Below are 12333 nucleotides of genomic sequence, written 5' to 3'. Positions count from 1 at the left end.
TGGGGAACGCAGTGTAGGCGCAACGCGGGGCGTGTTCCAGAGCGCTTCAGTCGGCTTTTTTACGGATCCAGTACAGGAAGGTGCCGGCGTCCTCTTGCTGCTGCAGCAATTCGTGGCCGAGGAAGTTGCAGAACTTGGGAATGTCACGGCGGGTCGACGGATCGGTGGCGATGACCTTCAGCAGGCCGCCAGCCGCCAGGTTGCGCACGTGCTGGTGCAGCATCATTACCGGTTCCGGGCAATTCAGGCCGGTGGCGTCGAGGATGGCATCGGGGGTGAAATCGGTCATGGGGGGCTCCGCAAATGATCGTTATTGTCGCGCATAGGCTCGCTTCAACCAAGGGGCTGGCTTGCAGCCCCCGAAATCAGCGCGGCTTCAGGTCCAGTCTGCGCAGATGGCAGGTCACTTCCTCACGGTCGTGATACAGCTGCTTGCAGGCAATCGATACCCTGATCTTGCGCGCCTTGAACGTCGCCTCCATGCGGTCGAGCAACCGGCGTACTTCGGCATAGCGTTGCTTCATCGGCAATTTAAGGTTGACCACTGCCTCGCGGCACAACCCCTCACCCAGCCAGGTTTCGATCAGCGAAGTGGTGCGCGCCGGCTTCTCGACGATGTCGCACACCATCCAGTCCACCGGCTGCTTCGGCTGCCAGGTGAAACCGTCGGCCATCAGGTGCTGCACCAGGCCGGTGTCCATCAGGCTTTCGGCCATCGGCCCGTTGTCGATGGCCGTCACCAGCATGCCACGACGTACCAGCTGGTAGGTCCAGCCACCCGGCGAGGCGCCCAGGTCGACACCGGTCATGTCATCGCCCAGGCGCTGCTCCCACTGCTCACGCGGGATGAACTGGTGCCAGGCCTCTTCCAGCTTGAGGGTCGAACGGCTGGGTGCCTCGCGGGGGAATTTCAGGCGCGGGATGCCCATGGGCCACAACGCGCTGTTGTTGGCCGGGGCCAAGCCGACAAACACCCGCCGGCCGCTGATGAAGGTCAGCAGCAACCGTGGGCGGCTGGCGTCGTCGACCAGGCGGCCGGCCTTTTCCAGGGCCTTGCGCAACGGCACTTCGAACTTGCGACAGAAGGTGGACAATTCCTTGCCTTCGTTGCTGTCCAGCACTTCCAGCCACAGGCTGCCGAACACCGGGAAGTCGGCCAACTGCGCCAGCAGCACACTGATACGGTCACTTTCCGGTAACTCGACAAAACCGCCACGGGCCCACTGCCGAGGGAAAATCAGCTCGTTGAAGCGCAGCGCCCCCATCAATCGCTCGGCACCGCCGTCTTCACTGCAGACAAACTCGGCGCTGGCACTTTGTGGCTTACCTTTGGCATAGCCGGCAATGCCCAGGCGGGCGGCATGTTCGCTGATTTCGGCGCAAACCTCGCCCTCGAAACCGGGCCGGCAATGCATGAACAGGGTATTCATCTCTCACTCCACTACGGCTGGCGCGCAACAGGCGCCGGCAGGGCGGCGATGATAAAGGAAGATCGGAACCTGCGACACGCTCCGCCGGTCCAGAAAAGGGTCAGCGGCCGCAAAGCGGTCTAACCTGACCTTTCAGCCAGGTCCGTACCGTGCGGACCGCAACAGAGCGGTGACACCGGCAGACCTTGAGTAATTGCCGGGCACCGGCGCAGAAGGAGTTGGCAATGCCCTCGCTCGACAGCCTGAACACCCTCAAGACCCTCCAGGTCGGCAACCAGACCTATCACTATTTCAGCCTTACCGAGGCCGCCCGCCAGCTGGGTGACCTGCAACGCCTGCCCATGTCGCTGAAGGTGCTGCTGGAAAACCTGCTGCGCTGGGAGGACGGCCATACCGTCACCGGCGACGACTTGCGCGCCCTTGCCCAGTGGCTAAGCGAGCGGCGCTCTGACCGCGAGATCCAGTATCGCCCGGCGCGGGTGCTGATGCAGGACTTCACCGGCGTGCCGGCCGTGGTCGACCTGGCCGCCATGCGCGCAGCCATGGCCAAGGCCGGCGGCGACCCGCAGCGGATCAACCCGCTGTCACCGGTGGACCTGGTGATCGACCACTCGGTAATGGTCGACCATTACGGCACGCCGCAGGCCTTCGGCGAGAACGTGGATATCGAAATGCAGCGCAATGGCGAGCGTTATGCCTTCCTGCGCTGGGGCCAGAGCGCCTTCGACAACTTCCGCGTAGTGCCGCCGGGCACCGGCATCTGCCACCAGGTCAACCTGGAGTACCTGGGCCGCACGGTGTGGACCCGTGAAGCCGATGGCCGCACCTATGCCTTCCCCGACACCTTGGTGGGTACCGACTCGCACACCACCATGATCAATGGATTAGGTGTGCTCGGCTGGGGTGTCGGCGGCATCGAGGCAGAGGCGGCCATGCTCGGCCAACCCGTGTCGATGTTGATCCCCGAAGTGATCGGTTTCAAGCTGACCGGCAAGCTGCGCGAAGGCATCACCGCCACCGACCTGGTACTGACGGTTACGCAAATGCTGCGCAAGAAAGGCGTGGTGGGGAAGTTCGTCGAGTTTTACGGCGATGGCCTGGCCGAGCTGCCATTGGCCGACCGGGCGACCATTGCCAACATGGCGCCGGAATACGGCGCAACCTGCGGTTTCTTCCCGGTCGATCAGGTGACCCTGGACTACCTGCGCCTGTCGGGCCGCCCCGAAGCGACCGTGCAACTGGTCGAGCATTACTGCAAAGCCCAAGGCCTGTGGCGCCTGCCTGGCCAGGAGCCGCTGTTCAGCGACAGCCTGGCGCTGGACATGCACGAGGTCGAAGCCAGCCTGGCCGGGCCTAAACGGCCACAGGACCGGGTAGCGCTGGGCCAGGTCAGCCAGGCTTTTGACCACTTCATCGAGCTGCAACCCAAACCACTGGCCAAGGACATCGGCCGTCTGGAGAGCGAAGGTGGCGGCGGCGTAGCGGTGGGCAACGCCGACCAGGCGGGCGAGATCGACTACAACCATGCAGGCCAGACTCACACCCTGCGCGATGGTGCCGTGGTGATTGCAGCGATCACCTCGTGCACCAACACCTCCAACCCCAGCGTGATGATGGCGGCCGGGCTGGTGGCGAAAAAGGCGCTGGAAAAGGGCCTGCAACGCAAACCCTGGGTCAAGAGCTCGCTGGCACCGGGCTCCAAGGTGGTCACCGACTACTTCAAGGCCGCCGGGCTCACCCCCTACCTCGACCAGTTGGGCTTCGACCTGGTCGGCTATGGCTGCACCACCTGCATCGGCAATTCCGGCCCGCTGGATGAAGCGATCGAGAAAGCCATTGGCAGCGCCGACCTCACCGTGGCATCGGTGCTGTCTGGCAACCGCAACTTCGAAGGCCGTGTGCACCCACTGGTCAAGACCAACTGGCTGGCCTCGCCGCCGCTGGTGGTGGCCTACGCCCTGGCGGGCAGCGTACGGCTGGACCTGACGCGTGACCCGTTGGGTACCGGCAAGGACGGCCAGCCGGTTTACCTGCGCGACATCTGGCCCAGCCAGCAGGAAATTGCCGAAGCCGTCGCCAAGGTCGACACGGCGATGTTCCACAAGGAATATGCCGAAGTGTTCGCCGGCGATGCACAATGGCAGGCCATCGAGGTGCCGCAGGCCGCCACCTACGTGTGGCAGCCCGACTCTACCTACATCCAGCACCCGCCGTTCTTCGACGGCATCAGCGGCCCGCCGCCACAGATCGTCGACATCCAGGGTGCGCGTGTGCTGGCGCTGCTGGGCGACTCGGTGACCACCGACCACATCTCACCGGCTGGCAACATCAAGGCCGACAGCCCCGCCGGGCGCTACCTGCGTGAGCAGGGGGTGGAGCCACGCGACTTCAACTCCTACGGTTCGCGGCGTGGCAACCATGAAGTGATGATGCGCGGCACCTTCGCCAACATCCGCATTCGCAACGAAATGCTGGCGGGTGAGGAAGGCGGCAACACCTTGCATGTGCCCAGCGGCGAGAAGTTGTCGATCTACGACGCGGCCATGCGCTACCAGCAGGAAGGCACCCCGCTGGTGGTGATTGCCGGCCAGGAATACGGCACCGGCTCAAGCCGCGACTGGGCAGCCAAGGGCACCAACCTGCTGGGGGTCAAGGCTGTACTGGCGGAAAGCTTCGAGCGTATTCACCGCTCAAACCTGGTGGGCATGGGCGTGCTGCCGCTGCAGTTCAAGGCCGGTAACGACCGCAAGCAACTGGGGCTGACCGGCAAGGAGCGAATCGATGTGCTGGGCTTGAATGGCGCGCAGATCCGCCCGGGCATGAGCCTGCCCTTGCGCATCACCCGCGAGGATGGGCAGCAGACGCAGATCGAGGTGCTGTGCCGTATCGATACCCTGAATGAGGTGGAGTATTTCAAGGCTGGGGGGATTTTGCATTATGTGTTGCGACAGCTGATTGCCGGCTAAGTCAGCAAAGCCTGGGGCCGCCGCACAACGGCCCCAGGCTGGGTTGGCATGCCTGGTATCTTTCACATTAAATAATCATTCAATAAAACCAGTCCCTTGCCGATACCTGTCGAAAGCCTTGCGGACTATCAACCCATGCGTAACAACCAGCCGATTACCCAGAGAGAACGGACTTTCCCTGCCCAGCAGCGGTTGATCTCCACCACCAATGCCAAGGGTGTGATCACCTACTGCAACGATGCCTTCATCGAAATCAGTGGGTTCACCCGCGAAGAGCTGACCGGTGCGCCGCACAACCTGGTGCGTCACCCCGACGTGCCGCCTGCCGTGTTCGCCCATATGTGGCAAACGCTCAAGCAGGGCCAACCCTGGATGGGCATTGTCAAAAACCGCTGCAAGTCTGGCGACCACTACTGGGTCAACGCCTATGTCACGCCGATCTACGACAACAACCAGGTCGTGGGCTTCGAGTCCGTGCGGGTCAAGCCCACCGCCGAGCAGATCCGTCGCGCCGAGGCGCTGTACCAGCGCATCAACCAGGGCAAGCCGCCAGTACCGCGCCGCGACAAGTGGCTGCCGGTGTTGCAGGACTGGCTGCCGTTCATCCTGATCAGCCAGGTAGGCTTCCTGATCGGCAACTGGCTTGGCCACTCCTGGGGCTTCGCACTGGCCGCCGGGCTTTCCGTACCGTTGGGCCTGCTTGGCCTGGGCTGGCAGCAGCGCGGCCTGAAGCGCTTGCTGCGCCTGGCCGAACAGACCACCTCCGACCCGCTGATCGCACAGATGTTTACCGACAGCCGAGGCGTGCAGGCGCGCCTGGAAATGGCCATGCTCAGCCAGGACGCCCGCCTGAAAACCTGCCTGACCCGCCTGCAGGACAGTGCCGAACACCTCAGCGACCAGGCGCGCCAGTCCGACGCCCTGGCGCACAAGAGCTCCTCGGGGCTTGAGCGTCAGCGGGTAGAAACCGAGCAGGTCGCCGCTGCAGTCAACCAGATGGCCGCCACCACGCAGGAAGTGGCCAACCATGTGCAGCGCACCGCCGACGCCACCCAGGAAGCCAACCGTCTGACCAGCCAGGGGCGGCAGATTGCCGGGGAAACCCGCGATGCCATCGAGCGCCTGTCGGCAGCGGTGGGTGAAACCGGCCAGACGGTGACCCAGCTGGCCAAGGACAGCGACGAAATTGGCGGTGTGGTCGATGTGATCAAGGGCATCGCCGACCAGACCAACCTGCTGGCGCTTAACGCAGCGATCGAAGCGGCGCGCGCCGGGGAAATGGGCCGTGGTTTTGCCGTGGTGGCTGATGAAGTGCGCCAACTGGCTCAGCGCACTGCAGAGTCCACCGGTCAGATCCATGGCCTGATTGCCAAACTGCAACAAACTGCCAACAACGCCGTACTGACCATGGAAACCGGCCACCGCCAGGCACAGGAAGGCGTCGACCGGGTGATGCAGGCTGACGAGGCGCTGGTGGGGATCAGTGAAGCGGTCGCCAACATCACCGACATGGCGACCCAGATTGCTGCAGCGACCGAAGAGCAGACTGCAGTGGCCGACGAGATCAGCCGCAACATCAGCACCATTGCCGAACTGGCCGACCAGACCGCCGAACAGGCCTTGCACTCGGCACTGCTCAGCGAAGAGTTGACCAGCACGGCGGGGAGCCAGTACTCGCTGGTGGAGCGTTTCAACCGCTGACTCCCGCTGGCCTTACGCGGTCCCTGTAGGAGCGCCCTTGCCGGGGCGCTCCTACAGGGACCGAGTGCGTCCGACTTACCGCGCTACCAATCCAGCCGCAACCGGCTCTCGAAATACCGCTCTTCCCCGCTCAACGGGTCCTTGAAGCGCAGGCTCTGCGCCAGCAGTTTCAGGGGCCGCTGATAGTCATCTTCTTCGTTCAGCAACTGCGGATAGAACGGGTCGTTGCTGATCCCCGCCCCCAACGCCGCCATGTGCACGCGTAATTGGTGGGTCTTGCCGGTTACCGGCGACAACCCATAGCGCCACAGCTCACCCTTCTTCTCCAACACCTCGGCCAGGGTCTCGCTGTTGGCCTCCCCTTCTACCTCATGCATGCGGAAAAACGGCTCGCCATGCACCAGCCGGCTTTTGTGTACCAGCGGATACTCATGCTGCGGCATGGCTGCGGCAATGGCCTGGTAGCGCTTGTCGATACGCCGTTCGGGGAACAGGCGCTGGTAGGCACTGCGGCTGTGCGGATTGGCAGAAAACAGCACAAGCCCGGCGGTGTGACGGTCGATACGGTGCAGCGGCACCAGGTGCGGGTTATCCAGACGGCGGATCAGGCGGCGCAGCAAGGTCTGCTCGACGTATTCACCGGTTGGCGTCACCGGCAGAAAATGCGGCTTGTCGGCCACCACCAGGTGCTCATCCACATGCAGGACCGTTTCCTGCACCGGGATGGGTCGCTCGTTCGGCACTTCACGGAAATAGTGCAAACGCATACCGCGCTTGTAAGGCAACTCGGCAGAAACCGCCCGCCCCTCGGCATCCAGCACCCGGCCACGGGCAAAACGGTCGAGCCACTGGGCGCGATCGATAGCCTTGAAATGGTCACACAGGCAATCGAGCACCGTCGCCCAGTTACCGGGGGGCAGGCACACCGTGCTGGCTTGCTGGCGGGCGGGGTCGAAAGGCGTGGTCATGGCAGGCTCGAAACGTTCACGGCCGCGTATTATCCCCCAAGCCCGCGCCCTCAACCAGCCTGGCCTATGGCCTCGCTGCGCTCCTTCAGCCAGCGCAGCACCTGCACCGGCTCCCAGCGGCCTGGGTCGTAGAGGGCATACAGCAACCCTTGGTAACCCACTACATCCAGCCCCCGGTGGTAACCGGCACGCTGGAACAGGGCCTCGATCTCGGCGAAACAGGTATTGAAGTGGACCTTACCGAACGGGGTACGGTCATCGGTGACCAGGCCTTCGAGGCGCAGTTCCAGCACGGCATCGGCCACCCGCTCCACGGGCATGCGGTTGACGCTGTACTTGAGTTGCTCGACGTTGAGCATGGGTTCACCTCGATACTGTATTTATATACAGCATACGAACATCCCCTTGCCGCCGTCAATGCGGTTCATTGCAGCCCCGGCAGATAGCCACTGCCTTTGCGCAGGGTCAGCACCTGGCGCCGAGGCGTGTCGCACGTCACGGACAGGTGCACCCAGCGATCGAATTCGAGGATCAACTGGTCGAAAGCGATGGTGCTGTTACTGATTCTGCGCACGGTATCGCGCGGGCTGACTTCAATCACCGTGAAATCTGCCGCCAGGCCTTGAACGTGCTGGCTATTCCGGGAGCCTCCGATCAGCTGGTTGACCTTCTCGCTGCGGTAGCCGCTGCTGATGATGATGGGCGCATCGAACAGCGCGCGCACCTGCTCGAGCGCTCCACACAGAAACTGCAGGTTGGCACGGGCTTGCGGCGGTGGCGTGTTATCAAAGCCGTCCCTGGCGGCAAGCTGGGAAACGGTCATTTCATCAAGCGTGAAATGCGGGGTGATCAACATGGCGAGGCTCCCGGTGACTGAATGTAGGCACCGGATCATCAGCTCAACGTCATCACCTTGGAGCAGGGACGCAGCTCCCCTGGAGCCATCACTGCGCGAGGAACGCCACCACCTGCTCGGCATCGAACGGCCAGTGCAACTCACCGCCGTTGTCGCAGCGTCGCAGCACCGGAATGATCAGGCCATAACGCTCGAACAGGGCCTCGTTCTCGGCGATGTCGACCAGCTCAACCAACAGACCATGATCGACGAAGGGCATCAGCACGGCCTCGGCCACTTCGCACAGGTGGCAGCCGAGGGTGCCGAACAGTTGGCATTCAGGCAGCATGGGGTACATTCCGGTATGGCTGGGAAAAACCTATTCTAGGTCCGTCCCGCCATCCGTGCACCTGACCTGGCTCAATCCTGGCTGGTGGCGCCAATGCGGTGCAGTGACAGGTCCGCGCCCTGGAACTCCTGCTCATGGCTCAAGCGCAGGCCATGCAACGCGCGGATTGCCCCGTACACGGCAAAGCCACCGGCCAAGGCCACAACCACACCCATCAGGCTGCCCAACAACTGGCTGGCCAGGCTGACACCGCCCATCCCACCCAGGGCTGTCTGACCGAATACGCCGCAAGCGATTCCCCCCCAGACGCCGCACAGCCCGTGCAACGGCCACACACCCAGCACGTCGTCGATCTTCCAGCGGTTTTGCGCTGCGGTGAAGGTCCAGACGAACAGTGCGCCCGCCACCAGGCCTGTGGCCAGCGCACCGATCGGGTGCATCAGGTCGGAACCGGCACAGATTGCCACCAGGCCGGCCAACGGCCCGTTGTGCAGGAAGCCCGGGTCGTTGCGTCCGGCCAGCAGGGCCGACAGGGTGCCGCCGACCATGGCCATCAATGAATTGATCGCCACCAGGCCGCTGACGCCCTGCAACGTCTGGGCGCTCATGACATTGAAGCCGAACCAGCCGATGATCAGGATCCACGAACCCAGCGCCAGGAAGGGAATGCTCGACGGCGCAAACGCCACCAGCCGGCCATCGCGGTAGCGCCCGCGGCGCGCGCCCAGCAACAGCACCGCCGCCAGCGCCAGCCAGCCGCCCATGGCATGCACCACCACCGACCCCGCAAAGTCATGGAACGGCGCGCCGAAGCGTGCCTGCAGCCAAGCCTGCACGCCAAGGTTGCCGTTCCACACCACACCTTCGAAAAACGGGTAGATGAACGCCACGATCAAGGCCGTGGCGCACAGCTGCGGCACAAAGCGCGCCCGCTCGGCAATGCCGCCGGAGATGATCGCCGGTATCGCCGCCGCGAACGTCAGCAGGAAGAAGCACTTGACCAGGGCATAGCCATGATCGGCAGCCAGCGTTGCCGCGGGCTGGAAGAAGTTGACGCCATAGGCGATCCAGTAGCCTATAAAGAAGTACACCAGCGCCGAGATGGCAAAATCGCTGAGGATCTTCGACAAGGCGTTGACCTGGTTCTTGTGGCGCACCGTGCCCACTTCGAGGAACGCGAAGCCGGCATGCATGGCCAGCACCAGAATGGCGCCCATCAGAATGAACAGGGTATTGGAACCGTGGACCAGGGAGTTCATCGCGCTGTGCATGTTTTCCATGAAATAGGCAGACCTGCTGAAAAAGGCACCAGGACAGTTCAAGAACCTGCATCCCTGCACCGATTCGGTGCCAGCCCCCTGCCCTGTTTTGGCGAACCGGGCGGAGCCTGCGTGGTTTTTTCTTGGGTTTGTCGTGGATTGGGTTAAGGTTTATCGGTATTCGCTGCATGGGCGCCCTGAATCGGCGCAAGCCGTGACGGCGGTGCCCCGCAACGTGGCAAACACTTAGCAAGGCCCATACCAGCACTAGCACTTGAACCTTCCGCGCGTGCTATCACTCGAATTACCAACACTCAATCGACAGGGAGACACCCATGGCCAGCAAATCGGCAAAGACTGCACAAGAGATATTGATGGCTGACTTCCAGGCCTTGGTGCGTGACACCGAGAAACTATTGGCCGACACCGCCAACCTTGCCGGCGACCAGGCCGACGAATTGCGTGAACAGATTCACGACCGCCTGGCCCAGGCCCGCGAAACCCTGCAACTGACCCAGGACTCGGTGCGTGAACGCGGCCAGGCCGCGCTGGGCAGCGCCGAGCAGTATGTGCGGGAAAGTCCGTGGCAGGCGATCGGCATCGCCGCCGGCGTCGGCCTGTTGATCGGCCTGCTGGCCAACCGGCGCTAAGGGGTTCCCATGGAGAATGACGCCAACGGCGCCAGCGCCTCGGGCAGGCGCCTGGGCGCCGCCGCGCTGGGCCTGCTGCACAGCCACATCGAACTGTTCGGCATCGAATTGCAGGAGCAAAAGGGCCGCACCTTGAGCCTGCTGCTGTTCGCCGGCCTGGCGCTGGTATTCGCGCTGCTGCTGCTGACGGCGCTGTCCGGGCTATTGCTGGTGCTGCTGTGGGACAGCTATCGCCTGGCCGGTATCATCGGCCTGTGCGTGTTCTACGGCATGGCCGCGCTGTACTGCGGGCTACGCCTGAAGGCGGCGGTGTTCGACGAGTCGTCGCCGTTCGGCGCCACCCTCGAAGAACTTGCCAAGGACCGGGAGCGCCTGTTGCCATGAGCCTGCCAGAACTGCCAAACACGCGTAACCCACGCGAACTGCGCAAGGCACTGCTGCGCCTGCGCATGGAAATGCACCGCCAGGAAATCCGTCACGAGTCGGGGCAACTGATGGAACCGCTGCGCCGTGTGCGCGGCATGGGCAACTCGCTGCACGATGGCCTGGGGATCAAACATGCGCCCTTGTGGGGGATTGGCGCCGTGGTGGCGCTGGGCTTCCTCACCGGCAAAGGCGTGCGCAGCGGCAACCTGGCGCGCCTGGTGCGGCTGGGGACCAGCCTGTTGCCGCTGGTGCGCCTGTACCTGCAAGGCAACCGCCGCCCCTGAGCCTTGAATGACCCGCCCCCACCCAGGGGCGGTACCACCCTGCCCCTTGCGCAGATGAACACGACACGGGAAGCTAAAGCCTTCGATCCACAGGAGACCGCGCCTTGGACTGGCACACCCTGCTCACCCGCGAACGCCTGGGCAAAGCCCTCTATAGCGCCGATGAACTCGGGCGCAGCCCCTTCCACAAAGACCACGACCGCATCATCTTCTCCGGCGCTTTCCGTCGCCTTGGGCGCAAGACCCAGGTACACCCGGTTTCCAGCAACGACCATATCCACACGCGCCTGACCCATTCGTTGGAAGTCAGCTGCGTCGGTCGCTCGCTGGGCATGCGCGTCGGCGAAACCCTGCGCGACAGCCTGCCGGACTGGTGCGCCCCCAGTGACCTGGGAATGATCGTACAGTCGGCCTGCCTGGCCCACGACATAGGCAACCCGCCTTTCGGCCACTCTGGCGAGGACGCCATTCGCCACTGGTTCCAGCAAGCCGCCGGGCGTGGCTGGCTGGACGACATGAACGACGACGAGCGGGCCGACTTCCTCAACTTCGAAGGCAATGCACAGGGCTTTCGTGTGCTTACCCAGCTGGAGTATCACCAGTTCGACGGCGGCACCCGGCTGACGTATGCCACCCTCGGCACCTACCTCAAGTACCCCTGGAGCGCGCGCCACGCCGACGCCATGGGTTACAAGAAGCACAAGTTCGGCAGCTACCAGAGCGAACTGCACCTGCTCGAACAGATCGCCCGCAAACTGGGGTTGCCACAACTGGAAGACCAACGTTGGGCACGCCACCCGCTGGTGTACCTGATGGAGGCTGCCGACGACATCTGCTATGCACTGATCGACCTCGAAGACGGCCTGGAAATGGAGCTGCTGCAATACGCCGAAGTCGAGGCGTTGCTGCTCGACCTGGTCGGTGATGACCTGCCGGAAACCTACCGCCAGCTAGGCCCACGCGACTCGCGCCGGCGTAAGCTGGCCATTCTGCGTGGCAAGGCCATCGAGCACCTGACCAACGCTGCCGCCCACGCCTTCGTCGAGCAGCAACACGCCTTGCTGGCCGGGCAACTGGCAGGCGACCTGGTCGAACACATGCACGGCCCGGCCAAGCGCTGCGTGCTGCAGGCCAAGGACATGGCGCGCAACAAGATCTTTCAGGACAAGCGCAAGACCCTGCATGAAATCGGTGCCTACACCACCCTGGAGATTCTGCTGAACACCTTCTGCGGTGCAGCCCTTGAACAGCATGGTGGGCGCACGCCATCGTTCAAAAGCCGTCGGGTACTGGACCTGATCGGCAACAATGCCCCAGACCCGCATGCCTCGTTGCACAGTGCCTTCCTGCGCATGATCGACTTCATCGCTGGCATGACCGACAGCTACGCCAGCGAAATGGCCAGTGAAATGACCGGGCGCTCCAGCCCTACGTGAGTTGTGCTTTCGGTGCAGCCTGCCTCGGC

The 12333-nt window shown here is 63.5% G+C and carries 13 protein-coding genes; 6 read left to right on the top strand and 7 right to left on the bottom strand.

Annotated features, from left to right (window positions below; translation table 11 throughout):
* Positions 1-46: 46 nt before the first annotated feature.
* Positions 47-289: a sulfurtransferase TusA gene (gene tusA, locus B9A31_RS20190; protein WP_003248727.1), complete on the bottom strand. Its 243-nt coding sequence runs from the start codon at positions 287-289 to the stop codon at positions 47-49.
* A gap of 76 nt (positions 290-365) precedes the next feature.
* Entirely contained in the window at positions 366-1430 is a 1065-nt protein-coding gene (gene rlmM / locus B9A31_RS20185; RefSeq protein ID WP_019096188.1) for a 23S rRNA (cytidine(2498)-2'-O)-methyltransferase RlmM, read from the bottom strand.
* Positions 1431-1654: 224 nt separating this feature from the next.
* Between rlmM and acnA the strand changes: the two genes are divergently transcribed.
* Together acnA and B9A31_RS20175 are read left to right on the top strand one after the other, a co-directional pair.
* Positions 1655-4396 (top strand): aconitate hydratase AcnA, encoded by a 2742-nt coding sequence (gene acnA, locus B9A31_RS20180; RefSeq protein WP_019096187.1) that lies wholly within the window; start codon positions 1655-1657, stop codon positions 4394-4396.
* A 135-nt stretch (positions 4397-4531) separates the two neighbouring features.
* Complete coding sequence (locus B9A31_RS20175; RefSeq protein ID WP_019096186.1) at positions 4532-6097, top strand: methyl-accepting chemotaxis protein; 1566 nt, start codon at positions 4532-4534, stop codon at positions 6095-6097.
* 83 nt (positions 6098-6180) lie between these two features.
* Here B9A31_RS20175 and B9A31_RS20170 read toward each other — a convergent pair whose 3' ends face one another.
* The 5 genes from B9A31_RS20170 to B9A31_RS20150 form a co-directional block, all read right to left on the bottom strand.
* On the bottom strand, positions 6181-7065 hold the full coding sequence (locus B9A31_RS20170) for a pseudouridine synthase (protein ID WP_019096185.1): 885 nt from the start codon (positions 7063-7065) through the stop codon (positions 6181-6183).
* Positions 7066-7115: 50 nt separating this feature from the next.
* Positions 7116-7424: a hypothetical protein gene (locus B9A31_RS20165; protein WP_019096184.1), complete on the bottom strand. Its 309-nt coding sequence runs from the start codon at positions 7422-7424 to the stop codon at positions 7116-7118.
* Positions 7425-7489: 65 nt separating this feature from the next.
* Positions 7490-7921, bottom strand: coding sequence for a D-Ala-D-Ala carboxypeptidase family metallohydrolase (locus B9A31_RS20160; protein ID WP_019096183.1), 432 nt, complete (start codon positions 7919-7921; stop codon positions 7490-7492).
* Between the two features lie 88 nt (positions 7922-8009).
* Positions 8010-8249, bottom strand: coding sequence for a glutaredoxin family protein (locus tag B9A31_RS20155; RefSeq protein WP_019096182.1), 240 nt, complete (start codon positions 8247-8249; stop codon positions 8010-8012).
* A 71-nt stretch (positions 8250-8320) separates the two neighbouring features.
* Positions 8321-9529: an ammonium transporter gene (locus B9A31_RS20150; protein ID WP_084297297.1), complete on the bottom strand. Its 1209-nt coding sequence runs from the start codon at positions 9527-9529 to the stop codon at positions 8321-8323.
* Between the two features lie 314 nt (positions 9530-9843).
* Between B9A31_RS20150 and B9A31_RS20145 the strand changes: the two genes are divergently transcribed.
* The 4 genes from B9A31_RS20145 (at position 9844) to B9A31_RS20130 (ending at position 12304) form a co-directional block, all read left to right on the top strand.
* Positions 9844-10158 carry an ElaB/YgaM/YqjD family protein gene (locus B9A31_RS20145; RefSeq protein ID WP_019096180.1) on the top strand — a complete coding sequence of 105 codons (315 nt, stop codon included), beginning with the start codon at positions 9844-9846 and terminating at the stop codon, positions 10156-10158.
* Between the two features lie 9 nt (positions 10159-10167).
* Entirely contained in the window at positions 10168-10542 is a 375-nt protein-coding gene (locus B9A31_RS20140) for a phage holin family protein (RefSeq protein ID WP_016714868.1), read from the top strand.
* The gene (locus B9A31_RS20135) at positions 10539-10868 is read left to right on the top strand and encodes a hypothetical protein (protein ID WP_019096179.1); all 330 of its coding nucleotides are present in this window, start codon (positions 10539-10541) and stop codon (positions 10866-10868) included. The genes B9A31_RS20140 and B9A31_RS20135 overlap by 4 nt, the downstream gene beginning before the upstream one ends.
* A gap of 104 nt (positions 10869-10972) precedes the next feature.
* A complete protein-coding gene (locus tag B9A31_RS20130) occupies positions 10973-12304 on the top strand; it encodes a deoxyguanosinetriphosphate triphosphohydrolase (RefSeq protein ID WP_019096178.1) in 1332 nt (443 codons plus the stop codon).
* Positions 12305-12333: the final 29 nt, after the last annotated feature.

This window comes from Pseudomonas sp. URIL14HWK12:I5 (genome assembly GCF_900176445.1).
GTDB classification, from domain to species: Bacteria; Pseudomonadota; Gammaproteobacteria; order Pseudomonadales; family Pseudomonadaceae; genus Aquipseudomonas; species Aquipseudomonas monteilii.
The sequence above is the reverse complement of the archived record's forward strand: the minus strand, read 5'-3'. Positions and strand labels throughout refer to the sequence as shown.